Annotated in this window: 20 protein-coding genes; 14 read left to right on the forward strand and 6 right to left on the reverse strand. The window is 71.1% G+C overall.

Translation table 11 applies throughout. The features are described 5' to 3' along the window. Positions 1-36: 36 nt before the first annotated feature. The 3 genes from AC3AOF_RS00695 to AC3AOF_RS00705 form a co-directional block, all read right to left on the reverse strand. Positions 37-1,803: an ABC transporter ATP-binding protein gene (locus AC3AOF_RS00695; RefSeq protein WP_236992469.1), complete on the reverse strand. Its 1,767-nt coding sequence runs from the start codon at positions 1,801-1,803 to the stop codon at positions 37-39. A 245-nt stretch (positions 1,804-2,048) separates the two neighbouring features. Further along, entirely contained in the window at positions 2,049-3,347 is a 1,299-nt protein-coding gene (locus tag AC3AOF_RS00700) for an MFS transporter (RefSeq protein ID WP_488348941.1), read from the reverse strand. Positions 3,348-3,409: 62 nt separating this feature from the next. Continuing rightward, positions 3,410-3,901 (reverse strand): PRC-barrel domain-containing protein, encoded by a 492-nt coding sequence (locus AC3AOF_RS00705; protein WP_488347420.1) that lies wholly within the window; start codon positions 3,899-3,901, stop codon positions 3,410-3,412. A 765-nt stretch (positions 3,902-4,666) separates the two neighbouring features. On the opposite strand from AC3AOF_RS00705, the gene AC3AOF_RS00710 reads away from it, so the two are divergent. From AC3AOF_RS00710 to AC3AOF_RS00740, 7 genes are all read left to right on the forward strand, one after another. Further along, entirely contained in the window at positions 4,667-5,425 is a 759-nt protein-coding gene (locus AC3AOF_RS00710) for a pyridoxine 5'-phosphate synthase (RefSeq protein ID WP_236992467.1), read from the forward strand. Continuing rightward, the gene (acpS, locus tag AC3AOF_RS00715; protein ID WP_236992466.1) at positions 5,422-5,823 is read left to right on the forward strand and encodes a holo-ACP synthase; all 402 of its coding nucleotides are present in this window, start codon (positions 5,422-5,424) and stop codon (positions 5,821-5,823) included. The genes AC3AOF_RS00710 and acpS overlap by 4 nt, the downstream gene beginning before the upstream one ends. 153 nt (positions 5,824-5,976) lie before the next feature. Beyond that, positions 5,977-6,768: a signal peptidase I gene (lepB, locus tag AC3AOF_RS00720; RefSeq protein WP_236992465.1), complete on the forward strand. Its 792-nt coding sequence runs from the start codon at positions 5,977-5,979 to the stop codon at positions 6,766-6,768. A gap of 36 nt (positions 6,769-6,804) precedes the next feature. Then, positions 6,805-7,578 carry a ribonuclease III gene (gene rnc, locus AC3AOF_RS00725; RefSeq protein ID WP_236992931.1) on the forward strand — a complete coding sequence of 258 codons (774 nt, stop codon included), beginning with the start codon at positions 6,805-6,807 and terminating at the stop codon, positions 7,576-7,578. Next, on the forward strand, positions 7,575-8,549 hold the full coding sequence (gene era / locus AC3AOF_RS00730) for a GTPase Era (RefSeq protein ID WP_488347421.1): 975 nt from the start codon (positions 7,575-7,577) through the stop codon (positions 8,547-8,549). Before rnc ends, era begins: the two co-directional genes overlap by 4 nt. After that, positions 8,549-9,478 (forward strand): class I SAM-dependent methyltransferase, encoded by a 930-nt coding sequence (locus AC3AOF_RS00735; RefSeq protein ID WP_488348942.1) that lies wholly within the window; start codon positions 8,549-8,551, stop codon positions 9,476-9,478. Before era ends, AC3AOF_RS00735 begins: the two co-directional genes overlap by 1 nt. Positions 9,479-9,488: 10 nt before the next feature. After that, positions 9,489-10,232, forward strand: coding sequence for a pseudouridine synthase (locus tag AC3AOF_RS00740; protein WP_488347422.1), 744 nt, complete (start codon positions 9,489-9,491; stop codon positions 10,230-10,232). A gap of 6 nt (positions 10,233-10,238) precedes the next feature. Here the strand turns inward: AC3AOF_RS00740 and AC3AOF_RS00745 are convergent, their stop codons facing one another. Continuing rightward, positions 10,239-10,493, reverse strand: coding sequence for a type II toxin-antitoxin system RelE/ParE family toxin (locus AC3AOF_RS00745; RefSeq protein ID WP_236992461.1), 255 nt, complete (start codon positions 10,491-10,493; stop codon positions 10,239-10,241). Between the two features lie 46 nt (positions 10,494-10,539). Next, positions 10,540-10,824, reverse strand: coding sequence for a ribbon-helix-helix domain-containing protein (locus AC3AOF_RS00750; RefSeq protein ID WP_488347423.1), 285 nt, complete (start codon positions 10,822-10,824; stop codon positions 10,540-10,542). A 216-nt stretch (positions 10,825-11,040) separates the two neighbouring features. Between AC3AOF_RS00750 and AC3AOF_RS00755 the strand changes: the two genes are divergently transcribed. Then, positions 11,041-12,171, forward strand: a complete 1,131-nt coding sequence (locus AC3AOF_RS00755) for an adenylate/guanylate cyclase domain-containing protein (RefSeq protein ID WP_488347424.1) — start codon at positions 11,041-11,043, stop codon at positions 12,169-12,171. 127 nt (positions 12,172-12,298) lie between these two features. On the opposite strand, the gene AC3AOF_RS00760 is transcribed toward AC3AOF_RS00755, so the two are convergent. Then, the gene (locus AC3AOF_RS00760; RefSeq protein WP_488347425.1) at positions 12,299-13,954 is read right to left on the reverse strand and encodes an ABC transporter substrate-binding protein; all 1,656 of its coding nucleotides are present in this window, start codon (positions 13,952-13,954) and stop codon (positions 12,299-12,301) included. Between the two features lie 230 nt (positions 13,955-14,184). On the opposite strand from AC3AOF_RS00760, the gene ahcY reads away from it, so the two are divergent. The 6 genes from ahcY to addB all read left to right on the forward strand — a co-directional run bounded on the left by ahcY (position 14,185) and on the right by addB (position 24,936). After that, a complete protein-coding gene (ahcY, locus tag AC3AOF_RS00765) occupies positions 14,185-15,591 on the forward strand; it encodes an adenosylhomocysteinase (protein ID WP_488347426.1) in 1,407 nt (468 codons plus the stop codon). A gap of 400 nt (positions 15,592-15,991) precedes the next feature. Continuing rightward, the gene (locus AC3AOF_RS00770; RefSeq protein WP_488347427.1) at positions 15,992-18,463 is read left to right on the forward strand and encodes a sensor histidine kinase; all 2,472 of its coding nucleotides are present in this window, start codon (positions 15,992-15,994) and stop codon (positions 18,461-18,463) included. A gap of 220 nt (positions 18,464-18,683) precedes the next feature. Then, positions 18,684-20,213 carry a tRNA (adenosine(37)-N6)-threonylcarbamoyltransferase complex ATPase subunit type 1 TsaE gene (gene tsaE / locus AC3AOF_RS00775; protein ID WP_488348943.1) on the forward strand — a complete coding sequence of 510 codons (1,530 nt, stop codon included), beginning with the start codon at positions 18,684-18,686 and terminating at the stop codon, positions 20,211-20,213. 16 nt (positions 20,214-20,229) lie between these two features. Further along, positions 20,230-20,973: a nucleotidyltransferase family protein gene (locus AC3AOF_RS00780; protein WP_236992456.1), complete on the forward strand. Its 744-nt coding sequence runs from the start codon at positions 20,230-20,232 to the stop codon at positions 20,971-20,973. Between the two features lie 337 nt (positions 20,974-21,310). After that, positions 21,311-21,808 carry a GNAT family N-acetyltransferase gene (locus tag AC3AOF_RS00785; protein WP_236992455.1) on the forward strand — a complete coding sequence of 166 codons (498 nt, stop codon included), beginning with the start codon at positions 21,311-21,313 and terminating at the stop codon, positions 21,806-21,808. Then, entirely contained in the window at positions 21,805-24,936 is a 3,132-nt protein-coding gene (gene addB / locus AC3AOF_RS00790; protein WP_236992454.1) for a double-strand break repair protein AddB, read from the forward strand. Before AC3AOF_RS00785 ends, addB begins: the two co-directional genes overlap by 4 nt. Positions 24,937-25,060 lie beyond the last annotated feature (124 nt).

A 25,060-nucleotide genomic window follows, 5' to 3' on the forward strand; every position in this document is an offset into this window, starting at 1 on the left:
CTTCAGAGAAGACCGTTGCGTGACGCGGGACCCGGCTTACGCCGCCTCGCGCGACAGCTTGATCGTCTCGCGCTGGATCAGGTCGCGGTAGAACCCGTCGAGATGGACCAGGCGGTCGGGCGCGCCGTCCTGGATCACCTGGCCGCCGTCGAGCACGACGATCCGGTCGAAGTCCTTCAGGGTCGAGAGCCGGTGCGCGATGGCGATCACCGTGCGGCCCTTCATCAGGTTGCCGAGCGCCTCGCGGATCGCCTCTTCCGACTCGGTGTCGAGCGCCGAGGTGGCTTCGTCGAGGAGCAGGATCGGCGAGTCCTTCAGGATCGCGCGGGCCACCGCGATGCGCTGGCGCTGGCCGCCCGAGAGCTTCACGCCGCGGTCGCCCACGATCGTGTCGAAGCCGCCCGGCAGGTCGTTGATGAAGTCGGTGCAGCGGGCGGCCGCAGCCGCGGCCCACACGTCCTCGTCGCTGGCATCCGGCCGCCCGTAGCGGATGTTCTCGCGCAAGGAGCGGTGGAACAGCGAGATGTCCTGCGGCACCACGGTGATCGCCTCGCGAAGCGATTCCTGCGTGACCCGGCCGATATCCTGGCCGTCGATCAGGATGCGGCCCTTCTGCGGATCGTAGAAGCGCTGGAGCAGGGTGAACAGGGTCGACTTGCCGCCGCCTGAGCGGCCGACGAGGCCGACGCGCTGGCCGGGCTGGATGTCGAGGTTGAACTCGCCGAACACCTCGCGGCCGTCGGGATAGTTGAACGCCACGCTCTCGAAGGTGATGCGGGCGCCCTCGCCGACGAGGGGCTTGGCTTCCGGGTGGTCGCGCAGGTCGTGCGGCTGGAGCAGCGTGCGCAGGGCCTCCGACAGGCGGGCGGTGTGCTGGGTGACGTCGACGAGGGCCACGGCGAGGTCGCGGGTCGCCGCCAGGATGGTGATGCCGAGCGTGCAGACCAGCACCACCTGGCCGGCGGTGGCGGCGCCCTGCTGCCACATCTGGATCGCCCAGTAGAGCAGGCCGAGCACCGCCGCGACCGTGATGAGGGCATGCATGATCCGCAGGCGCTCGAGGTAGAGGAGCGAGCGGCGGCGCGCCGTCATCTCGGTGCCGATGGTCTGGTCGAAGCGGGCGAATTCGCGCTTGTAGGCCGAGAAGGCCCGCACGAGCGGCATGTTGCTCACGAGATCGACCATCTCGCCGTCGACGGCGGCGGCCTTCTCGGCGAAGTCGTGATGCAGCGGCTTGCCGGCGGCGGCGATGCGGAACATCAGCACGACCACGCCGCCGCAGATGACGAGCAGGCCGAGTGCCATCGTCACGCTGACGCTGCTGACGAAGAGGATCGCGCCGAAGGCCGCCGCGCAGGGCGGCATCACGTTCCAGACGAACATGTTCTCGGCGGTGAAGATCGCGTTCGAGGTCGCGGTGATGCGGCTGGCCAGCGTGCCGGGCTGCCGGTCCGCGAAGTAGGACGGCGAGTGGCCGGTGAGGTGCTGGAACAGGTCGCGGCGGATGTCGCCGGTGACCTTCACGAAGGTGAAGCTGGCGATCAGGCTCGCCACCCGCCACAGCATGTTGTCGGCGGCGATGAAGCAGATCAGCACGGTCAGGGCCGGCCAGATCAGGTGGTTGTTCTCGGGGCCCTTGCCGAGGGCGTCGACCACGCCCTTCAGTCCGTATTGGGTGCTGACCGAGCAGGCCACGGCACCGAGCACCGCGACCAGGATGGCCGCGTGGGGCACGATCCGGCGGCGCAGGTAACGGGCCAGGAAGTGCCAGGGCCGGTTGGCGTACGCGCTGAGGTCATCCATCGTGGCGATCGATCCCGGTTCTTCGCACGCGTGCGACCCGCGGTCGGGAGAGGGACGGGATGCAAGAATCCCGCCGCAGCCTCTCCGCACGAACCCGCAAGCCCCACCCGCTTCTCGCAACGCGCAAGCGTCGCCATGTGTTGCAGGCGAAAGGTGCTGCCCGCTGTCTAATCCGTCGTTTCTGAACGGGAGTTGAGCGGCGTTGCGCTGCACACAGCCGTTCCGCCCGGTCTCGACATGCCTTCTCAGCGCTCCTGGGCCCGCCTCGTCTCCGGCATGATCGCCACCACCAGGATCAGCGCCAGGAAGGCCACCGCCGAGAGGCCCACGAAGGCGGCGTGGGAGCCGAAATGGTCGGCCATGTAGCCCGACAGGGTGGTGCTGGCCGCAGCGCCCAGGCCCATCGCGGTGCCCACCGCCCCGAGCGCCATGTTGAACCGGCCGGTGCCGCGGGTGCAGTCGGCCACCACGAGCGGCACCATCACGCCGAGCACCGCGGCCGAGATGCCGTCGAAGACCTGCACCGCCACCAGCAATTCGGGGGCGTCCGTATAGGCGAAGAGCAGGCCGCGGATCGGCAGGGCGGCGAAGCCCAGGATGAGGAGCGGGCGCCGTCCATAGGCCTGGGCGGCTCGTCCCACCGCCGGGGCGATCAGCGCCATCACCAGCTGCGGGGCCATGATGCAGGCGGCGATCAGGATGGTGGCGGTGTGGCTCGCCCGCACCGTGAGCACGCTGCCGACCAGCGGCAGCATCGCCGCGTTGGAGACGAAGAACAGGGTGATGCAGGCGGCAAAGCATAGGAGCGCCCGGTTGGTCACCACGAGCTTCAGGCTCTCCCAGCCGCCGGGCGCTCTCTCGCCCTCCGGAGCCTGCGGGCGCACCAGGTCGATCTCGCTCGCGCGCACGAACCACAGGGCGGCGAGCGTCGGTAGGGCGAGCGCCGCCGTGACGTAGAACACCGCCTCGCTCGACAGGTAGTAGCCGCAGGCGCCCATGCCGGCGGCGGCGAGCGCGTTGCCGATCGAGGAGAAGCGGGCGTTGCGCCCGAGCCGTTCGCCCAAGCCCGCATGGCCGACGAGGCCGAGGCTGATCGCCGCGATGGCCGGGGTGAGGGTGCAACTCGCGATCGAGTGCGCCGCCATCGAGAGCGCCACGATCAGGAAGGTCGGGAAAAGGGCGAGACCGGCGGCCGACAGGCCGATCACCGCCACCGACAGGGCGGCGACGAAGCGCTTCGAGGTCACCCAGTCGACGAAGGCGCCGCCGGGCACCTGCCCGAACAGGCTGAACAGCCCGCCGATGGTGAGAACCAGCCCGATATCGGACTGGGTCCAGCTCTGCGAGGTGAAGTACACCGCCACGAACGGGCCGAAGCCCGTCTGCAGGTTGGCGACGAAGAACGTGAACGCGTCGAGCCCGCGGCTGCTGGTGAGCGACGGCGCCGGCTTCTCCCCGCGCCGGCCCGGAGAGGCGCCCGCCCGGTCCCGGGCGGAATCCTGGCGGGGATCAGGCCGGGGATCCTGGCGGGGATCCTGCCGCATCTCGGAGCGGGACGCTTCCCGGTCGCGGTGGGCGAGGGAGCGGTGGGCCTGGCGCGGTCGCGTCATTTGTCCGGCGGGTTGCGGGAGGCGGCCTGGTCGGCGTCGGGAGCCGGCGCGGCCGCCGCCGGCGGCGAAGCCGGGGGTGCGGCGGGAGTCGCCACCGGCGGCGCGGCGGGGGCGGGTGAAGCAGGGGCTGCCGCGGCAGACGAGGCCGGCGGCGGCACCGGGCCGGCCGGGCCGAGCACCACGATCGGGTCGCCGGGCTTGTATTCCGGCGAGACCCGGACCTGGTTGCGGTTGAGCTGGAGCACCGCGCGGCCGGGCTTGTTGTCGGCCGAGAAGTGCAGGGCGCGCCAATCCACCGCGATCTTGCGCGAGCCGACCCCGAGGAAGCCGCCGAAATCGATGATCGCCGCGCGGGGCTTGCCGTCCTTGTCGACGATGATGTCGATGATCCGGCCCATATCCTCGCCCGCGGCGCTGCGCACCGGCTTGCCGAGGACGCCGTCGTAATCCTGGGTGTCGAGGACCGTGGCGGGCGTGCCGTGCGGCACTGCCGGGGCCTGCGCCGCGGGGGCGGGGTTCGCCGGGGCTTGCGCCGCGGGCGCTTGTGGCTGTGCCGCGGGCGCTTGTGGCTGTGCCGCAGGCGCTTGTGGCTGTGCCGCAGGCGCTTGTGGCTGTGCCGCAGGCGCTTGCGGTTGTGCCACGGGCGCCTGAGCGGCGGGAGCGGGAGCCGAGGTGGCCGCTGCCGGAGGCTTCTGCGCGTCGGCCGGGGCGGAGCCCTGCTGGGCGTGCGCCGCCGTCACGGCGGAGAGCGTGCAGGCTGCCAGCAGCATCCGCAGGGTTCCGGGTAGTGATGCGGGCAAGCGGGCCTCACGCAGGGTCACACGACGCGTCCCCCCGGAAACCGCGGCCAGGGCCGACGGTTCCGGAGGCGGGAGGTCCGGATGCGGGACGAACGCGGCGAAGTTGTGGGGGCGGGGCGGCAGGGGCAGCCGGGCGGGCGCATCACCGCCGCGGTCGAGCCGTCGAGCAGACATCGTGGGCCTCCGGGGCAGGCGCGGCGGCCCGCCCGAGCATCGGTCGTCGGGTTGTCGCGGCGGGGCCTTGCACCGGACGGGTATCCGGATCCGCGCCGCGGAAACAGCACAGTGCGGCGCCGCGGGCGAGGTTGTCCAGGCGGATGCCCGGCTCGCGCGCGCTTTCCCGGGGAGTGTTGTTCCGCCATACGGGCGGCTGGCGGGGGCGGGCGGGCGACGCTACATCGCGGGTGTCCCCGAGACAGTCCCTCCCGAGAAGCCGCCCCGAGAACGCCGCCGATGTCCGTCTCCCCCCTCCGCCTCGGCGTCAACGTCGATCACGTCGCCACCCTGCGCAACGCCCGCGGCGGCACGATGCCGGATCCGGTGCGCGCGGCGCACGTCGCGGTCGCGGCCGGGGCGGACGGCATCACCGCCCATCTGCGCGAGGATCGGCGCCACATCCGCGATGCCGACATGGAGCGGCTGCGCCGCGAGATCGACCGCCCGCTCAATTTCGAGATGGCGGTGACCGACGAGATGATGGGAATCGTCCTGCACTTCCGGCCCCATGCCGCCTGCCTGGTGCCGGAGAAGCGCGAGGAGCGCACCACCGAGGGCGGGCTCGACATCGTCGGCGGGCGCGAGCACCTGGCGCCTGCCATAGTGCGCCTCAACGAGGCGGGGATCCGGGTCTCGCTCTTCGTCGAGCCCGAGATCCACGTCATGGAGGCGGCCCGGGCGCTCGCCGCTCCCGTGGTCGAATTGCATACCGGGACCTATTGCGAGGCGGTGATCGAGGGGGACGAAGGCCGGATCCGGGCCGAGCTCGCCCGCCTCGCCCGGGCGGCCGAGCATGGCAGCGCGCTGGGGCTCGAGATCCATGCCGGCCACGGCCTCACCCTCGACAGCGTCGGTCCGGTGGCGGCTCTCCGCCAAGTGCGCGAGCTGAATATCGGCCATGCGCTGATGGCGGAGGCGATCTTCGATGGCCTCGCCCCGGCGATCCGGGCGATGCGGGCCGCGATGGACGCCGCCCGTCCCGGGACCGCCGCATGATCGTCGGCATCGGCTCCGATCTCTGCGACATCCGCCGCATCGAGCGTTCGCTGGAGCGCTTCGGCGACCGCTTCACCCACCGGGTGTTCACCGAGGGCGAGCGCGCCCGCAGCGACCGGCGCGCCGCCCGCGCCCCGTCTTATGCGCGGCGCTTCGCCGCCAAGGAGGCCTGCTCCAAGGCGCTCGGCACCGGCATGAGCCACGGCGTGTTCTGGCGCGACATGGAAGTGGTGAACCTCCCCGGCGGCCGGCCGACCCTGCGCCTCACCAACGGCGCGGCGGAACGCCTCGCCGCCCTGATCCCGCCGGGCCACCGCCCGGTGGTGCACGTCACGCTCACCGACGACCCGCCGCTGGCCCAGGCCTTCGTCATCATCGAGGCGCTGCCGGAGGGGTAGCGGCCCGTCCGAAGGTGATTCGCGCCCGTCTGCCTCGGCGCGTTGCGGGCGGGCAAGCGTTGGTCTAGACCCCCCGCACCGCGCAAACAGCCGGCCGCGTGCCCACGGCGGGTGCCCAGGCGATAGCTGCACGGACCGCCGGAGAGAACGAGCATGGATCGCGCACGCACGGACCAGGACCTGAAACGCGGCAAGGACGCCGGCCTCTGGGACTCGATCAAGGAGACCGTCAAGGTCGGCGCCCAGGCGCTGCTGATCGCGCTGGTGGTCCGCACCCTGCTGTTCCAGCCGTTCAACATCCCGTCCGGCTCGCTGATCCCGACCCTGCTGATCGGCGACTACCTCTTCGTCTCGAAGTACTCCCTCGGTTATTCGAAGTACTCCCTGCCGCTGAGCGAGTACCTGCCGTTCGAGGCCAAGGGGCGGATCTGGGGCGCCTCCCCGAAGCAGGGCGACATCGTCGTCTTCAAGCTGCCCAAGGACAACGCCACCGACTACATCAAGCGGGTGATCGGCCTGCCGGGCGACCGGATCCAGGTGATCGAGGGCGTGCTCAACATCAACGGCCGGCCGGTGAAGCGCGAGCGCATCGCCGATTACTCGACCACCGATGCCTTCGGCCAGCCGACTCTGGTGCCGCAATACCGCGAGACCCTGCCCAACGGCGTCACCCACGAGATCATCGAGCGCGACGGCGACCGCGGCCTGTGGGACAACACCCAGGTCTATACCGTGCCGCCGGACCACTTCTTCATGATGGGCGACAACCGCGACAACTCCACCGATTCCCGCGACCTCGGCAATGTCGGCTACGTGCCCTACGAGAATCTGATCGGCCGGGCCGAGGTGATCTTCTTCTCGATCGACGAGGGCGCGGCCGCCTGGCAGATCTGGAACTGGCCCTGGACGGTGCGCTGGAACCGGATCTTCAAGCCGATCCACTGACGGGAGGTGACGAGCGTGAGCGACGCCGACGCCGCAATGCCGCAGGCCGAACCGCCGGTGACCGGCGCAGGCGACGCCCCGCCGCGGCGCAAGCGCGGGATGCGGCGCCGACCCGACCTCTCGGTGCTGGAGGAGCGCATCGGCCACCATTTCGCCGACCGAGACCTCCTGGTCCGGGCGCTCACCCATGTCAGCGCCACGAACGGGAAGGGCAGCTACCAGCGCCTCGAATTCCTCGGCGACCGGGTGCTCGGGCTCGCGGTGGCGGACGGGCTCTACAACGCCCTACCGGGCGCCGACGAGGGCGACCTGTCGCGGCGCCTGTCGAGCCTGGTGCGGCGCGAGAGCTGCGCCATGGTGGCCCAGGCCTGGGAGGTCGGCCCGCATCTCAATCTCGGCGGCGGCGAGGTCCATGGCGGCGGGCGCCGCAACGCGGCGATCCTCGCCGATGTCTGCGAGGCGATCCTGGGGGCGATCTTCCTCGATGCCGGCTACGGCGCCGCCAAGGCGGTGATCGACCGCGCCTTCGAGGCCGACCGCCAGACGGAGGGGACGCGCAGCCGCGACCCGAAATCGGCGTTGCAGGAATGGGCGCAGTCGCAAGGCTGGCCGACGCCGACCTACGCGGTGGTGGAGCGGGCCGGGCCCGACCATGCCCCGCAATTTCGTATCGAGGCCCGGGTCACCGGCGTCGCGCCCGGCATCGGCATCGGCGGCTCGAAGCGCCTGGCCGAGCAGACGGCCGCGCGCGATCTGCTGGTGCGCGAGGGGCTGTGGACCGGGGACGAACCCGGGGAGCAACCAGAATGACCGACGACGACACCACACCCGAGACCGGCGGCTCCGCGCCGCCCGAGGCTGCCCCCCCCGAGGCTGCTCCCGCCAAGGATACCCGCGCGGGCTTCGTCGCCCTGATCGGGGTGCCGAATGCCGGCAAGTCGACCCTGCTCAACAGCCTCGTCGGCACCAAGGTATCGATCGTCTCGCGCAAGGTGCAGACCACCCGGGCGCTCGTGCGCGGCATCGCCATGGAAGGGTCGGCCCAAATCGTCTTGGTCGATACGCCCGGCATCTTCGCGCCCAAGCGCCGCCTCGACCGGGCGATGGTGACCTCGGCCTGGAGCGGGGCCGCCGATGCCGACGCGGTCTGCCTGCTGATCGACGCCCGCAAGGGGGTGGACGAGGAGGTCGACGCGATCCTCAACCGGATGCCGGAGCTGAAGCGCCCGAAATACCTGGTGCTCAACAAGATCGACCTGATGCCCCGTGAGAAGTTGCTGGCACTCGCCGCCGCGCTCCACGAGCGGGTCCCGTTCGAGCGCATCTTCATGATCTCGGCGCTGACCGGCGACGGGGTCGACGACCTGCGCCGCGAGCTCGCGACCCGGATGCCCCCGAGCCCCTGGCTCTATCCCGAGGACCAGGTCTCCGACGCGCCGCTGCGGATGCTCGCCGCCGAGATCACGCGCGAAAAGATCTACGACCGGCTGCACGAGGAACTGCCCTATTCCTCGACCGTTGAGACCGACCAGTGGCAGGTCCGGCCCGACGGTTCGGTGCGGATCGAGCAGACCATCTTCGTCGAGCGCGAGAGCCAGCGGAAGATCGTGCTCGGCAAGGGCGGCCAGACCATCAAGGCCATCGGCCAGGCCGCCCGGATCGACATCGCCGAGGCGGCGGAGGCGAAGGTCCACCTGTTCCTGTTCGTGAAGGTGCGGGAGAACTGGGCCGACGATCCGGAGCGCTACCGCGAGATGGGCCTGGAATTCCCGCGCGGCTGATTCCTGTGACCGATCCGATCTCCCCCCGCCCGGGCGTCTACGGACACCCGCCCGCCGAACTCGCCGAGGTGCCGGAGGGCGCCGTCCAGCTCTCGCCGCTGCTGCCCGGCGGCACCGCCCTGGAGGAGCTGGCCCCCGGCTCGCTGCCCGGCCTGACCGTGCTGGCCCCGCCCGGCACCCTGGAGCGGCGCCACGTGCTGGCGCTGGCCTTGCGGGCGCTCGCGCCCGGCGCAAGCCTCACCGTGCTCGCCCCGAAGGACCGGGGCGGCTCCCGGCTCGCCCGCGAACTCTCCGGCTTCGGCTGCCGCCTCGACGAGAGCGCGAAGAGCCACCACCGCATCGTCCGGACATCGCGGCCCGACGCGCCGACCGGTCTCGACGAGGCGATCACCGAGGGCGCGCCGCGGCGCGACGACGGTCTCGGCCTGTGGACTCAGCCCGGCATCTTCTCGTGGAACCGGATCGATCCCGGCACCGCCCTGCTGATCGAGACGATGCCGGCCCTGTCCGGGCGCGGCGCCGATCTCGGCTGCGGCCTCGGCATCCTCGCCCACGCCGTGCTGGCCTCGCCGAAGGTGACCGCGCTCGCGCTCGTCGACAACGACCGCCGGGCCGTCGAGGCCTCCCGGCGCAACGTCGACGATCCCCGCGTGACGGTGACATGGGCCGATGCCCGGGACGTCGGCGCGGTGCCGGAGCGCCTCGACTTCGTGGTGATGAACCCACCCTTCCATGATGGCGGCGCCGAGGACCGGACCCTCGGCCAGGCCTTCATCCGCCGCGCCGCCGCCGCCTTGCGGCCGGGCGGGACGCTGTGGCTCACCGCCAACACCCATCTTCCCTACGAGGCGACGCTGGGCGAGGTGTTCAAGGAGGTGACGCAGCGGGCCGCCGCGCACGGCTACAAGATCCACGAGGCGCGCAAATGAGCCGCGGGCGATGAGCGCGAAGGCGAAGGTGGCGTCGGTCCGGCTCGACCGGCTGCTCGCCAATCTCGGCTACGGCTCGCGCCGCGAGATCCAGATGCTCGCCCGCGCCGGCAAGGTGGTGCTCGACGGCGCGCCTTTGCGCGACGCCGACCAGCGCATCGCCCTCGACCCGGACCTGCCGGCCCGCCTCACCGTCAGCGGCAAGAATCTCGACCCGCTGCCGGGCGTGGCGCTGATGCTGCACAAGCCGCTCGGCGTGACCTGCTCGCACAAGGAGGCCGGCGCGCTGGTCTACAGCCTGCTGCCGCCACGCTGGCGCCGCCGCGAGCCGCCGCTCTCCACCGTCGGCCGCCTCGACAAGGAGACCTCGGGGCTCCTGCTGCTGACCGACGACGGCGCGCTCTTGCACCGGATCATCTCGCCGAAGGCGAGTGTGTCGAAGCGCTACCAGGTGACGCTCGACCGCCCGTTACGCGGCGACGAGGGCGCGATTTTCTCCTCCGGCACGCTGATGCTGGAGGGCGAGGAGAAGCCGCTGCTGCCGGTGACCCTGGAGGTCCATGGCCCGACGAGCGCCGCCGTGACCCTGACGGAAGGGCGCTATCACCAGGTCCGGCGGATGTTCGCGGCGGTCGGCAACCACGTCACGGCCCTGCACCGCGACCGGGTGGGAGCGCTCGACCTGCCGGCGGATCTGGAGCCCGGACAGTGCCGGGTGATGGGGGAGGGGGATGTGACGCGGGTGTTCGCGTAGGCTTCCTCAGATCCCCAGGCTCAAGTCCTTACGACCGTCCAGAACGGCGACGATCTGAATGGCATCGACGGGGTCGTCGTCCGTATCCGGCGTGATTTCGTAGAGGATAAGGTAGGGCGGCTCCACGAGAACGCGTGCCGTTGGTCGGATATCAGGGCGCCTCGGCCCCATCTTGGGATGCTGTCGCAGCGTCTCGGCTCGCTGCTCGAGGCGATCGTAGAGGCGCTCGGCCGCGTCCGGATTATGAATGCCGATCGCCAAATAGATGTCGAGAAGAGCTTCTCGGGCCGATCTCGACCACGCGAAGCTAGCGATCACGATCGTCGTGCAGTTCGGCGAGGCGCTGACGGGCTTCTTGTCTCAACGCCTTGAAATCGGCCTCTCCGGCCGATCCACTGGCCTTGCCTGCATCCCAGGCCTGTTGCATCCGCTCAAGATCGTTGGCGCGGGTCTGCCGGCGGTCCGACCACAGCCGGACGGCATCGCGAACCGCCTCGCTCGTCGTCGCATATTCTCCCGCCTCGACGGCGGCGCGGATCTGCGCCGCCATCGGCTCGGGAAAGACGACCGTCATGCGCTCGATCTGCGCCATGGCATCCTCAACGGCTGACTCGCTGTGTATGAATTTATCATACTTGTTCATACCCGACGAGGCCGTGTAGGCATCGGAACCCCCCTGTTCACGACGTCGCCTCGTGTGCTGCCGCACGACGCCCGTCTGCCCGGCGCTGCCAAGTTCCTGATCATCATTGTATGGCCGTTATTGCTCGGTCATCCATACGATATCGTTCCCGAGCCGAGGAAGACGATGTCGTACGGCGCCGCGACCTTCTGGATCATCATCGCCGCTGTCAGCGCCTCGTTCGGCGCCCTGCACGGCCTCCTGTTCGCCGACGGCCCGACGGTCGCGGGCATCCTCTACGGGGCCTGCATCGGCGTCCTCACCATCGCGTATGAGCGCGGCGTCTTCCTCGCCGGCTACACCGAGCGCCTGCGCCGGCTGCCCACGCTGGCCTATTTCGCGGCCGCCGAGGTCAGCCTGGTGCTCGTCATCGTCATCGGCATGGCGCTGACCGGCCTGTGTCTCTGGACGCTCGGCATCGTCGACAAGCCCCTGACGGAAGCCGTCACGCCGAAGCTCTCCACCATTCCCTTCGCGCTGGCGATGTCGGCGATCATCGTCGCGGTCCTGCGCGTGCGCGACCTGATCGGCGGCGAGACCTTCGTGAACCTCATCCTCGGGCGCTACCATCGCCCGGTCCGGGAGGAGCGCGTCTTCCTGTTCCTCGATCTCGCCGGCTCGACGGCTTACGCGGAACGACACGGCGATCTCGCCGCACAGGAACTGCTGACGGCGGTGTTCTCCGCCATCGCCGAGCCGGTGCGCCGGTCTTGCGGTCAGGTCGACGACTATATCGGCGATCAGGTGATCGTCTCCTGGCCGCTCGCCCGCGGCGTCGCGCAGGCGCGGTGCGTCGCCTGCGTCTTCGCGATCCGTCAAGCCCTCGACGCCGACCGGGAGCGCTGGCTCGCGCGCTTCGGCCTGGTGCCCGAGTTGCGCGCGGCCCTGCACGGCGGCAGCGTGGTGACGGCGGAGGTCGGCGTCGACCGGCACAAGATCGCGTATTTCGGCGACGTCATGAACGCGACCGCCCGGCTCGAGGGTTTGTGCCGGGAAACCCGACGCGACGTGCTGATCTCGGAGGCGGTTCTCGCCCGGCTGCCGCGGCTCCCCGAGGGCATCGCGGCGGAAGCGCTCGGCGCGTATCAGTTGCGAGGGCGGAGCGAGACGATGATCGTGCATGCGCTCGCGGACGGGCGCAAGCCGCGCATCGTCGGTGCGCCTGCGGCGGCCGACGCCGACCGCCGGGTGGTGGGCCTCCGCCGCTCCGCGCGGCCGAGGGCCGTCGTTTCCCGATCGGTCGGCCTCGGCCACTAAGCAGACTTGTGTTGGCGTGCAACGCTTCGTCCGCTTAGGTTGTTGTTTTGTCGCAGATTTTTCGCGCCGAACCGGTCACCGCGTCGGCGAAATCTGCTCAGGGCTGACCGAGGCGCCGCGGATCGCCTTACCCGAGCGTCGTCAGATCCTGAAACCAGTGCTGCGCCTGGGTGTAGCCCTTCACCTTGGCCGAGAGCGCGTGCGGGTTGGTGTCGTGCACGACCCAGACCTGCACCGCGTCGTCCACCACGATCTCGTGGATGCGCGCCAGCATCCGGTCCTGCTCGGCCGGGTCGAAGCTCGCCCGGACCGCGTCGCAGAGCCGGTCCACCTCCGGGTTGCGGTAGTGGCTCCAGTTCACGCCGGTCGGCGCGACCTGCTTCGAATCGTAGAAGCGCAGGATGGCGTAGAGCGGATCCGAGGTGACGTAGGCGATGTTGCTGCCGGTGACGCCCTTCAGCGACGGGTCGGCGGCGCCCTGGCGCCAGGCGGTGTAGGCCACTTCCAGCTCGACCGCCCGGAACTCGACGGCGATGCCGATCTCGGCCCAGCTCTGCTGCACGAATTCGTTGATCGGCAGCGACAGCATCTGGCCCGAGCCGCCGGTCGGGATGATGAAGGTCGTCCGCAGCGGATTCTGGACCGAGAAGCCGGCCTCCTTCACCAGCTTGCGCGCCGCATCGACATCATACCCGATCTTGAAGCCCGGCTTGCCGAACCACGGGCTCGATGGCTGCACCTGCCCGACGGCCGGGGTCGCGAGCCCGCCCATCAGGGCGGCGACGCCGTCGCGGTCGATGGCGAGGTTGGCGGCCTTGCGCAGGCGCAGGTCGCGCCACGGGCTGCCCTCCAGCATCGACAGGTGGTAGTTCCAGACATGCGGCGTGTCGTTGCCGGTCACCCGCATGCCGGCGCCCTTGAGCCGCGGCACCGCGTCGGGGGCAGGCAGCTCGATCAGGTCGGCATTGCCGGAAAGCAGCGCATTGGCCCGCGCCAGGTCCTCGGGGATGCAGGCCAGCGTCAGCTTGGCCAGACGCGGCCTGCGCTTGGCGTTCCAGTAGGCCTCGTTCGGCACCAGCTCCAGGCGCACCCGCGGCACCAGGGCGGCGAGGCGATAGGGGCCGGTGCCGGAGGGCTGGAAGGCGAACTTGGTCCAGTCGCGCCCGACCGCCTCGTATTGCGCCGGCGACGAGATCAGGAACCACAGCATCTGATAGGGAAACAGCGCGTCGACCGCCTTGGTGGTGACCTGCACCGTCATGGCGTCGAGCCTCTTGTAGGACGCCACCGAGGGCAGGCGCGGGCGCACCTGCGAGGCCTGGCGCTGGTCGTAATGCGGGGCCTTCGCGTCGAGCACCTTGTCGAAGTTCCAGACCACCGCGTCGGCATCGAAGGCCGAGCCGTCGTGGAACGTCACCCCCTCGCGCAGGCGAAAGACCCAGTTGCGGCGGTCCGCCGGGTCGCTTTCCCAGGAGGTCGCGAGACCCGGCACCAGCTTGCCCGGCCGGTCGGCGACGTCGAGCTCCCAGGCGACCAGGGGATCGTAGAGGGTGAGCCCGGTGAACTGGTAGCCGCCCGCGCCCCGGTCCGGCTGGCCGGTGGTGAGCGGCAGGTCGAACAGCGAGATGCCGTAGGTCAGGTGGCCGGCGGCCTTGCCATCGGCGCTTGCCGTCGCTGTCCCTTGGGCCGCCCCTTGCGCGAGCACGGTGCCGGTGGGTCCGAGCGCCGCGAGGGCGGAGGCTCCGGCGAGCCACTGGCGGCGCGAGAGGGAAATGGGGCTCATCGATGGACCTCGGCTGGGGCGCGGCCCGTCCGGCCGCGTTACGCGCCTGACGTCTGCAAGGAGCATGCGAGGCAAAGGGCGTGCGAGGGCAAGGAGGGGGCCAGCGAGGCCGGGCAACCGCCGGCCTACCTTCGAACCGGTCGTATAAAGACATCTTTATATCTTGATTGCCTCCCTGCCGGGGGGCTGCTATAGGCCCCGTCGAACCGGCCGACACGGGAGACCGACCAATGCCGAGCACGAACGACTACATCGTCAAGGACATCGCCCTGGCCGATTTCGGCCGCAAGGAGATCGCGATCGCCGAGACCGAGATGCCCGGCCTGATGGCCGTGCGCGAGGAATACGCCGCGAGCCAGCCGCTGAAGGGCGCCAAGATCGCCGGCTCGCTCCACATGACGATCCAGACCGCGGTGCTGATCGAGACCCTGAAGGCTCTCGGCGCCGATCTCCGCTGGGTGTCGTGCAACATCTACTCGACCCAGGACCACGCCGCCGCGGCCATCGCCGCCGCCGGCATCCCGGTCTTCGCCATCAAGGGCGAGACCCTTGAGGATTACTGGAACTACACCGCCAAGCTGTTCGAGTGGCATGACGGCGGCATGCCGAACATGATCCTCGACGACGGCGGCGACGCCACGATGTTCGTCCATCTGGGCCTGCGCGCCGAGCAGGGCGACACCGCCTTCCTCGACAAGCCGGCCTCCGAGGAAGAGGAGATCTTCTTCGCGCTCCTCAAGCGCATGCTGGCCGAGAAGCCGAAGGGCTGGTTCGCCGGTCTCGCCGAGTCGATCAAGGGCGTCTCGGAGGAGACCACCACCGGCGTGCACCGCCTGTACCTGCTCGCCAAGGAGGGCAAGCTCCTCTTCCCGGCGATCAACGTCAACGACGCGGTCACCAAGTCGAAGTTCGACAACCTCTACGGCTGCCGCGAGTCGCTGGTCGACGGCATCCGCCGCGGCACCGACGTGATGATGGCCGGCAAGGTCGCGATGGTCGCGGGCTTCGGCGATGTCGGCAAGGGCTCGGCCGCCAGCTTGCGCAACGCCGGCTGCCGCGTGCTGGTCTCGGAGGTCGATCCGATCTGCGCGCTCCAGGCCGCGATGGAGGGCTACGAGGTCACCACCATGGAAGATGCCGCGCCGCGTGCCGACATCTTCGTGACCGCCACCGGCAACAAGGACGTCATCACCCTCGACCACATGCGGGCGATGAAGGACCGGGCGATCGTCTGCAACATCGGCCACTTCGACAACGAGATCCAGGTCGCGGGTCTCAAGAACCTGAAGTGGCAGAACATCAAGCCGCAGGTCGACGAGATCGAGTTCGCCGACGGCCACCGCATCATCCTCCTGTCGGAGGGCCGCCTGGTGAACCTCGGCAACGCCATGGGCCACCCGTCCTTCGTGATGTCGGCATCCTTCACCAACCAGACGCTGGCCCAGATCGAGCTCTGGACCAACCCGGGCAAGTACGAGAAGAACGTCTTCACCCTGCCCAAGGCCCTCGACGAGAAGGTCGCGGCGCTGCACCTCGAGAAGATCGGCGTCAAGCTGACCAAGCTGCGCGAGGACCAGGCCGCCTATATCGGCGTCAGCCAGTCCGGCCCGTTCAAGCCCGACCACTACCGTTACTGATCGGCGCCAAGGTCATATGAAGATCGCGCGATGATCGCGCGGTGATCGAAGAAGAGCCCGGCCGAAAGGTCGGGCTCTTCTTTTTGCGTGTACGCTCGACATATGCGGTTGTGCGATCGCGACCGGCGCCAGTGTTCCGCCTTCGTTCCGTCTCAGGTGTGGCATTTCTGTGCTCTTGACGATGCTCCGTGCGAGCATCGCCGGCCTCCCCCCAATTCACCCCTTCCGGGGCGAATCCACGCCGCGCTAAACTGCGGGCGAATCTCTGGGGAGGGGAGGCGCCGCGCGGTCATGGCCGTGCGGCGCCTCCCAGCGTTCATCGAGGCGTAGCGTTCAGGTTGTCAGGCGTGCCGGTCCGGTCGAGGGCCGGTGCGCCGGTTCGCGTGGAGACGGACGGATCATGGGGTTTGGACGTACGCCGCGACGGCTCGGCGGCGGCGCGGGTGCCGGCATCCTGGGCGGCGCACTCGGTCTCGCGGCCGCCGCCCAGGCGGCGGAGACCGCTCCGGGCCTCCATGCGCACAACGCCGTGGGCTTCGCGGTGCTGATCGGCCTGACGATCTTCGCCACCATCCTGTCGCTGCTCTACCTGCGCGAGCGCGCCCGCTGGGCCCGGCGCGAGCACACCCTGAACACCGAGCTCGCCGAGTTGCGCGGCGCCCACGACCGGGCCGACCTGCTGCTCGGTTCCGAGCCGCAGGTCGTCGTGACCTGGGATTCCCGCGGCGAGCCCTTGATCGAGGGCGATGTCGGCATCACCGCGGAAGGGGCCCGGCCGGGCTCGGTCCGCCGGGTGCTCGCCTTCGGATCCTGGCTCGTGCCCGCCGACGCCGCCGCCCTCGACGCGGCGGTCGAGAATCTTCGCGGGCGCGGCGAGCGCTTCCGCCGCACCGTCCATACGCTCCATGGCCGCACCGTCGAGGCGCAAGGCCAGGCGGTGGGCGGCCAGGCGCTCCTGCGCCTGCGCGAGCTCACCGGCGAGCGCCGGGAACTGGTCGAACTGCGCGCCAACCTCGAGGAGACCCGCCACGGGCTCGACGCGCTCTCCGGCCTCCTCGACACGATTCCCCAGCCGGTCTGGCGCCGCAGCCGCGACGGGCGCCTCACCTGGGCCAACGCGGCCTACGCCGCGGCGGCGGAAGCCGGCGACGCCGCCCGCGCGGTGCGCGAGGGGGCGGAACTCCTTGAGCGCACCGCCCGCGAGGAGGCCGAACGTCGCCGGTCCCGGGGCGGGGCGGGCTCGTTGCGGGTCTCCGCCGTGGTGGCGGGCGCGCGCCGTACCCTCGACGTGACCGAGGTGGCGACCGAGGCCGGCACGGTGGGCATCGCGGTCGACGTCTCGGAACTCGAGAGCGTCCGCGCCGACCTCCAGCGCCAGATGGATGCCAACGTCCGCACCCTCGACCAGCTGCCCACCGCCGTCGCGATGTTCGACGCGCGCCAGCGGCTGATCTTCCACAACGCCGCCTACCGCCAGCTCTGGGACCTCGACCCCGCCTTCCTCGAGGGCCGGCCCCTCGACGGCGAGATCCTCGACACCCTGCGCAACGCCCGGAAATTGCCCGAGCAGGCGGATTTCCGCAGCTGGAAGGCCGGCGTGCTCGCCGCCTACCGGGCCGCCGAGGCGCAGGAGACCTGGTGGCACCTGCCCGATGGGCGGACCCTGCGCGTGCTGGCCGACCCGAACCCGCAAGGGGGCCTGACCTACCTGTTCGAGGACGTGTCCGAGCGGGTCCACCTTGAATCGCGCTACAACGTGCTGATGCAGGTGCAGAGCGAGACGCTCGACACCCTGCGCGAGCCGGTGGCGGTGTTCGGCACCGACGGGCGGCTGAAATTCGCCAACCGGGCCTTCACCCAGATCTGGCGCATCGGCCCCGAGATGGTCGAGGTCCAGCCCCACATCGACCAGGTGATCGCGGTTTGCCGGACCTTGAGCCCGGCCGAGGAGCCGTGGGCGCAGATCCGCGAGGCGGTGACCGGTCTGGTCGATGCCCGCCGGGGACTCGCCTGCCGGCTGGCGCTCGCCGACGGCACGATGCTCGATTGCGCCGCCGAGCCGCTGCCGGACGGCGCGACGCTGCTCACCCACATCGACGTCACGGCGAGCGTGAACGTCGAGCGGGCGCTGACCGACAAGAACGACGCCCTGGAGCGCACGACGCGGCTGCGCGACGAGTTCGTGCACCACGTCTCCTACGAGCTGCGCTCGCCGCTCACCAACATCATCGGCTTCACCGAGCTCCTCGGCGACGAGACCGTCGGCGCCCTCAACCCGCGCCAGCGCGAATATGCCGACCACATCATGCGCTCCTCGGCGGCGCTCCTCGTCATCATCAACGACATCCTCGACCTCGCCTCGATCGATGCCGGCTCGATGGAACTGACGCGCGAGCGGGTCGACGTGCAGACCACCATCGCGGCGGCGGTGCGGGGCATCGGCGACCGGCTGGCGGAGGCCGACATCGCCCTCGTCCTCGACGTGCCGCCGGACATCGGCACCTTCGTCGCCGACGGCAAGCGCGTGCGCCAGATCCTGTTCAACCTGCTCTCCAACGCGGTCGGCTTCTCGGCCCCCGGCCAGCAGGTGCGGGTCTGCGCCCGCAAGGACGGCGAGAGCCTGGTGCTGGAGGTGATCGACCAGGGCCGCGGCATGCCGCCGGAGGTGATGGCGCGGGTCTTCGAGCGCTTCGAGAGCCACACGCTGGGCACCCGCCACCGCGGCGTGGGCCTGGGGCTCTCGATCGTGCGCTCCTTCGTCGAGCTGCATGGCGGGCGCATCGACATCGCGTCCTCGCCCGGCACCGGCACCCGGGTCACCTGCACCTTCCCGGTCGGGGACGGCGAGGCCCATCTGGCGGCGGCCGAATAGCCGGCAGGGCGGCCGCCGCGGGATCGTGATTCGTGCCGGTGGGTGACGGGGCAAAGGTGACGAAGTCGGGAAAATCCGGCACCCTGCACGCGACGTGCCCGACACAAGTGTCGCACGACCCCGGGGATGGCCGGGAAAGCTTAAGGTTCATGGGCTATGACCGGAGCATTCAGCCCCGGACGGGCCCGTGAGCGAGGATGGCGGAGTGGACCAGGAGGGCATGGCCGAGCGCACACCCTGGGAGATCGTGCTGCCGGACGAGAGCGCGACCGAGGATCTCGGCCGCTTCCTCGCCGAGATCCTGCGGCCCGGCGACCTGATAGCGCTCTCCGGCGGGCTCGGCGGCGGCAAGACGACGCTGGCCCGGGCGATCATCCGCGAGATCGTCGGCGACCCGAATCTCGAAGTGCCGAGCCCGACCTTCACGCTGGTGCAGCCCTACGAGGGCCGCGGCGGGCAGGCGGTGGTCCATGCCGACCTCTACCGCCTGCGCGGGCCCGACGAACTGGTCGAGCTCGGCTTCGACGAGATGACCGACCGGGCGATCGCGCTCGTCGAATGGCCCGACCGGCTGCCGCCGCGCCACGGCCCGACGCTGGCCATCGATCTCTCGCTCAAGCCCGAATTCGGCGACGACGCGCGCCTCGCCCGCCTCATCGGCGGCGGGGGGTTGGGCGGCCGGCTGATGCGGGCGAGGGCGCTGCGCGTCCTGCTCGACCGCTCCGGCTGGGGCGAGGCTGAGCGCTTCCACATGCAGGGCGACGCGTCGAGCCGGTCCTACGAGCGCCTGGTCAACCCGGACGGGGCCAAGGCCGTGCTGATGGTCTCGCCGCCCAAGGCCGACGGGCCGCCGGTCCGCGACGGCAAGCCCTACAGCGCCATCGTCCATCTCGCCGAGAGCGTGCACGCCTTCGTCGCCATGGATCGCGGCCTGCGGGCGCTCGGCCTGAGTGCGCCGAAAATTCTCGGCGAGGACCTGGAGGCGGGGCTCCTGATCCTGGAAGACCTCGGCACCGAGCCGGTGGTCGACCAGAACGGCCCGCGCCCCGAGCGCTACGCCGAGGCCGTGAAGGTGCTGGCGCGCCTGCACGGCACGGCCCTGCCCGGCGTGCTGCCGGTGGCCGAGGGCCGCGACCACGTTCTGCCGCCTTACGACCGCGAGGCCCTGCTGTTCGAGGCCGAGCTGCTCCCCGAATGGTACGCACCCTTCGTCGCCAACTCGCCGCTGGCGCCGGCGGCCCGGGCCTCCTTCGTGGCGGCCTGGGGCGAGGCGCTCGACGGCCTGGAGGGCGAGGCCCGGACCTGGACCCTGCGCGACTACCACTCGCCCAACCTGATCTGGCTGCCCGAGCGCGACGGGATCGAGCGCATCGGCCTGATCGACTTCCAGGACGCGGTGCTCGGCCACCCGGCCTACGACGTCGCCTCGCTGCTCCAGGATGCGCGGGTCGATGCCAGCGCCGAGTTCGAATTGCGCCTCCTCGGCCTCTATGCCCGCGAGCGGAAGCTCCGCGACGCCGAGTTCGACATGCAGGGCTTCGCCCGCGCCTATGCGGTGCTGGGGGCGCAACGCGCCACCAAGATCCTCGGCATCTTCGCCCGCCTCGACCGGCGCGACGGCAAGCCGGGCTACCTCGCCCATCTGCCGCGCATCGAGGGCTACCTCGCCCGCAACCTCGCCCACCCGGCGCTCGCCGGTGTCCGGGCGTGGTACGCGGCGCATCTGCCGCGCCTGTGCCCCGAACCCTGACGAAACCCCGCCCGCGATGACCGATACACCTGCTCCCGCCGTGACGCGCGCCTTCGTGCTGGCCGCGGGCCTCGGCAAGCGCATGCGCCCGATCACCGTCACCACGCCCAAGCCCCTGGTCGAGGTCGCCGGCAAGTCGCTGGTCGATTACGCCCTCGACCGGATCGCCGAGGCCGGGATCCCCGAGGCGGTGGTGAACGTGCACTACCTCGCCGACCTGATGGAGGCGCATCTCGTGCGCCGCCGCGGCCCGCCGCACATCGTCGTCTCGGACGAGCGCGACCGGCTGCTCGAGACCGGCGGCGGGGTGAAGAAGGCGCTGCCGCTGTTGGGCGAAGCGCCGTTCATGGTGCTGAACTCCGATTCGTTCTGGCTCGAAGGGCCGCAGCCGAATCTCCGCCGCCTGGTCGCCGCCTGGGACCCGGAGCGGATGGACATGCTGCTGCTGCTGGCGTCTGCCGCCACCAGCCTCGGCTATGACGGGCCGGGCGACTTCCACATGGACAAGGAGGGGCGCCTGACCCGCCGCGCCGAGCGCGAGGTCTCGCCCTTCGTCTATGCCGGCGTCGCCATCCTGAAGCCCGACCTGTTCGCCGACACCCCCGAGGGCTCGTTCTCCCTCAACCTCCTGTTCGACCGCGCCATCGCCGCCGAGCGCCTGTTCGGGCTGCGCCTCGACGGGCAGTGGCTGCATGTCGGGACCCCCGAAGGGCTGCGCGACGCCGAGGAGCGGGTGAAGGCGAGCGCGGCGCAGCCGTGAGGGTGGGGGTTAAGCCAGTCCGACACCGATAGAGCGCTGGTTTTCCCCCTCTCCCCGCGGGCGGGGAGAGGGCTGCGTCTCCGTTCAGGAGATGCAGCAAGCCCGCAGGGCGAGGGTGAGGGGGTGTGTCCGGAGGAGTCTCATCCGTCGAGACCCCCTCACCCTCGCTTCGGCTTCGCCTGCGCTTGTCACAGCCCCGACAAGGGGGCCGTGACCCTCTCCCCGCCCGCGGGGAGAGGGGGAAGTTGTGCCTCAGCCAATGACGCCCAGTCTGCCGGTATTCGGGAGAGGTAACATCCCACTATTGCCTCATCCGCCCACAGCGCAGGGACTCTGCATGCCCCCCGGCTTCTCGATCGGCCCCCTCGACGACCTCGCCGCGGTGCTGGCGCTCAACGCCGCCAACGCCACCGAGACCTCGCTTCTCGACGAGGGCGCCTTGCGCGCGCTGATCGACCAGGCCTTCCTCGCCGCCGCCGTGACCGGCCCCGAGGGCTTGGCCGCCTTCCTGATCGCCCTCGACCAGGATGCAGCTTACGCCAGCCCGAACTTCCGCTGGTTCCAGGCCCGCTATCCCCGCTTCGTCTATGTCGACCGTATCGTCACCGCCGCGGGCCAGCGTGGCCGCGGCCTTGCCCGCGCGCTCTACGAGGCCTTGTTCGCGAAGGCCGAAGCCGCCGGCCACGACCGGATCGCTTGCGAGGTGAACATCGTGCCGCCCAATCCCGGCTCCGACGCCTTCCACGCCGCCCTCGGCTTCCGGGAGGTCGGCACCGCCGAGATCCACGGTGGCGCCAAGACCGTGCGCTACCTCCTCCGTGAGGCCACCCGGTGAACGAAGGCCACGTCTTCACCATCGCACCGGGATTGCGCTTCCTCGACACCCTGGCCGAGGCGCTCCTCTCCGGCCGCCTCGTCGGTGATCTCGCCGGCGGGCCGTTCGGGCTCGCCGCGGTCACTCTCTATCTGCCGACCCGCCGCGCCGCCCGGGCGCTCGCCGCCATCCTGGCGCGGGAATGCGGCCCGGCGGCGCTCCTGCCCCGCATGGTGCCGCTCGGCGAGGCCGACGAGGCCGAGCTCGACCTGCTGTCGGCACCACCGGGCGAGCGCCGCGACGACGTCCTGCGCCCGCCGATCCCGTCGCTGGAGCGCCGGCTGATTCTCGCCCGCCTCGTCCAGGCCTGGGCCGGCACGGTCGACCGCCAGCTCCTGCCGCTCGGCGACGAGGTGCCGTTCCGGGTGCCGTCCTCGCCGGCGGACGCGATCGGGCTCGCCGCCGACCTCGAAGGGCTGATGGATTCGCTCGCCGTCGAGGGCCTGCCCTGGGACGACATCGCCGGCGCCGTCGAGGCGGAGCATTCGCGCTACTTCTCCCTCACCCTCGATTTCGTGCGCATCGCCGCCGAGCATTGGCCTAAAATCCTGGCCGACCGCGGGGTCGCCGATCCGGTCCAGCGCGGCCGCGCCCTGGTGCTGGCGGAGGCCGCGCGCCTCACCCGCGACCGCCCGACCGACCCGGTGATCGTCGCCGGCTCGACCGGATCGGTGCCGGCCACCGCCCGGCTCATCACCGCCATCGCCGGCCTGCCCCGCGGCGCCGTGGTGCTGCCGGGCCTCGACCGCGACCTCGACGCCGCCGGCTGGACCGCGATCGACCCGGCCGGCGACGGCGAGGCGGCGGCCCATGCCCATCCGCAGGCGGTGCTCCACCGGCTGGTGGGCCAGGACTTCCTCGCCCTCGACCGCGCCGCCATCATCTCCCTCGGCACGCCGACCCCCGGGGCCGCGGCCCGGGCCGGGCTCCTGTCGCAGGCCCTGCGCCCGGCCGAGACCACGGATGCCTGGGCCGATCTCGACCCGGCCTTCCGCGAAAAACTCGCCCGCGACGGGGCCGCCGGCATCCGGGTGGTCGAGGCCGCCGACGAGCGCGAGGAGGCGCTGACGATCGCGGTCGCCCTGCGCGAGGCCCTGGAGCAGCCGGACCGCACCGCCGCCCTCATCACCCCGGACCGCGCTCTGGCCCTCCGGGTCGCCGCCGAGCTGCGGCGCTGGAACATCGTCGCCGACGACTCGGCCGGAGAGCCGCTGGCACGCAGCCCGGCCGGACGCTTGGCCCGGCTCGCCGCCGACGTCGCGGCCCTCGACGCCAAGCCCGATCGGGTGCTGGCGCTGCTCGCCCATCCGCTGGTGCGCCTCGGCCTGACCCGGAACGAGGTGGAACGGGCGGCGAGCGCCCTGGAGATCGGGTGTTTACGCGGTCCCGCCCCCGCCAAGGGATTCTCGGGCATCGAGGAGGCCCTGCGGCTGGCCCGGACCGAGGAGCGCCGGCACGATCCCCGGCCGCGGCGGCGTCTCACCCCGGAGGACTGGGAGGCGGCGGAAGAGCTGCTGCTGCGCCTCTCGGTCGCCTTCCGCGATTTCTTCGCCGACGAGGACGACGCCCCAGACGACCTGATCGCCATCGCCAAGAATCACCGTGCCACCTGCGACCTCCTGATGGAGGGGCCGGAGGAGGGCGAGGCGGAAGTCGACGCCTCGGTGGCGGTGCTCGACGCCCTGTTCGACGACATGGAACTGGCCGAACCCGGCCTGCTCGCCGGCCGCTTTTCCGATTACCCCGCCTTCTTCACCGCGCTCGCCCGCGAGCGGGTGGTCTCGCGCCGCAACGCGAGCCCGCATCCGCGCTTACGCATCCTCGGCCTCCTGGAGGCGCGGCTGCTCTCGGTCGACCGGGTGGTGCTGGGCGGCCTCGACGAGGGCGTCTGGCCGCCCAAGGCCGAGACCGACGCCTTCCTCAACCGGCCGATGCGGGGCCGGGTCGGTCTGCCGCCGCCGGAGCGGCGCCTGGGCCAGACCGCGCACGACTTCGTCCAGGCGCTGGGCTGCCCGGACGCGATCGTCACCCGGGCGCACAAGCGCGAGGGGGCGCCGACGGTGCCGTCGCGCTTCCTCCAGCGCCTGCGCGCCTTCGCGGGGGAGGAGGCCTGGAAGGGGCTGGTGAAAGGTGGGCAGCGGTTCCGGTCGCTCGCTGCGGCGATCGATGCCGGGACCGGCCCGCTGCCGCCGCGCCTGCGCCGCCCCTCGCCCCGGCCCGATCCCGCGCTCTTCCCGCGCTCGCTCAGCGTCACCGAGATCGAGACCCTGGTGCGCGATCCCTACGGGATCTTCGCCCGCCACGTGCTCGGCCTCGACGCGCTCGAACCGGTGGCGGTGCAGCCGAGCGCCAGCGACCGCGGCACCATCGTGCATGCCGTGCTGGGCGGCTTCGCCGAGCGTTTCCCGGAAGGGCTGCCCGCCCTCGACGAGGCCGAGCAGGTCCTCTACGCGCTGGCCGCCGACGCCTTCGGGCCGATCGCCGATGCCTATCCGGAACTCTATGCCGAGTGGTGGCCGCGCTTCGTGCGCCTCGCCGAAGCCTTCCTCGCCTGGGAGGCGGAGCGCCGACCCGGCATCCGGCGCGTCGACGCCGAGGCGGGCGGGCGCTGGGCCCTCGACATCCCGGGCGGCCACGTCCTGACCTTGCGTGCCCGGGCCGACCGGATCGAGACCCGTCGCGATGGCGGCCACACCATCATCGACTTCAAGACCGGCCAGCCGCCGAGCACCCGGGAGGTCTTCGCCGGCTTCTCACCCCAGCTGACCCTCGAGGCCGCGATGCTGCGCGCCGGGGCCTTCAAGGGAGTCAAGCCTGCCTCCGATACGGCGGACCTGCTCTATATCCGCGCCGGCGGCGGCAAGACGCCGCTGGACCCCGCGCCGCTCAAACCCCCGCGGGGCGACGGGCGGACGCTGCCCGAACTGGTGGACGCCCATGTCGCGGGCCTGCGCCAGCTCGTGGGGGCCTTCATGGCCGGCGAGGCGTCGTACCTGTCGCGGCCCTACCCGAAATACGCCAAGGCGTATTCGGATTACGATCACCTGGCGCGGGTCAGGGAATGGTCGCTGATCGAGGGTGAGGAATGACATCCGGACGGCCGCGTCCGGATGTCGTCTGAGAGAACGGGACAGCATGTTGCGCGGCGCGGGCGCGAGGATGGTGCGCGCGAAAACCCTCCCCCCTCTGCGGGGGAGGGTGTCCAAACATCTC

The organism is Methylobacterium sp. 142-1Y, from assembly GCF_057747795.1.

What these genes read in the sequence shown, in the direction of transcription:
- AC3AOF_RS00695 (WP_236992469.1), bottom strand. Translation starts at nt 1,803, where the DNA reads ATGGATGACCTCAGCGCGTACGCCAACCGGCCCTGGCACTTCCTGGCC.
- AC3AOF_RS00700 (WP_488348941.1), bottom strand. Translation starts at nt 3,347, where the DNA reads ATGCGGCAGGATCCCCGCCAGGATCCCCGGCCTGATCCCCGCCAGGAT.
- AC3AOF_RS00710 (WP_236992467.1), top strand. Translation starts at nt 4,667, where the DNA reads ATGTCCGTCTCCCCCCTCCGCCTCGGCGTCAACGTCGATCACGTCGCC.
- acpS (WP_236992466.1), top strand. Translation starts at nt 5,422, where the DNA reads ATGATCGTCGGCATCGGCTCCGATCTCTGCGACATCCGCCGCATCGAG.
- lepB (WP_236992465.1), top strand. Translation starts at nt 5,977, where the DNA reads ATGGATCGCGCACGCACGGACCAGGACCTGAAACGCGGCAAGGACGCC.
- rnc (WP_236992931.1), top strand. Translation starts at nt 6,805, where the DNA reads ATGCCGCAGGCCGAACCGCCGGTGACCGGCGCAGGCGACGCCCCGCCG.
- era (WP_488347421.1), top strand. Translation starts at nt 7,575, where the DNA reads ATGACCGACGACGACACCACACCCGAGACCGGCGGCTCCGCGCCGCCC.
- AC3AOF_RS00740 (WP_488347422.1), top strand. Translation starts at nt 9,489, where the DNA reads ATGAGCGCGAAGGCGAAGGTGGCGTCGGTCCGGCTCGACCGGCTGCTC.
- AC3AOF_RS00750 (WP_488347423.1), bottom strand. Translation starts at nt 10,824, where the DNA reads ATGGCGCAGATCGAGCGCATGACGGTCGTCTTTCCCGAGCCGATGGCG.
- AC3AOF_RS00755 (WP_488347424.1), top strand. Translation starts at nt 11,041, where the DNA reads ATGTCGTACGGCGCCGCGACCTTCTGGATCATCATCGCCGCTGTCAGC.
- AC3AOF_RS00760 (WP_488347425.1), bottom strand. Translation starts at nt 13,954, where the DNA reads ATGAGCCCCATTTCCCTCTCGCGCCGCCAGTGGCTCGCCGGAGCCTCC.
- ahcY (WP_488347426.1), top strand. Translation starts at nt 14,185, where the DNA reads ATGCCGAGCACGAACGACTACATCGTCAAGGACATCGCCCTGGCCGAT.
- AC3AOF_RS00770 (WP_488347427.1), top strand. Translation starts at nt 15,992, where the DNA reads ATGGGGTTTGGACGTACGCCGCGACGGCTCGGCGGCGGCGCGGGTGCC.
- tsaE (WP_488348943.1), top strand. Translation starts at nt 18,684, where the DNA reads ATGGCCGAGCGCACACCCTGGGAGATCGTGCTGCCGGACGAGAGCGCG.
- AC3AOF_RS00780 (WP_236992456.1), top strand. Translation starts at nt 20,230, where the DNA reads ATGACCGATACACCTGCTCCCGCCGTGACGCGCGCCTTCGTGCTGGCC.
- AC3AOF_RS00785 (WP_236992455.1), top strand. Translation starts at nt 21,311, where the DNA reads ATGCCCCCCGGCTTCTCGATCGGCCCCCTCGACGACCTCGCCGCGGTG.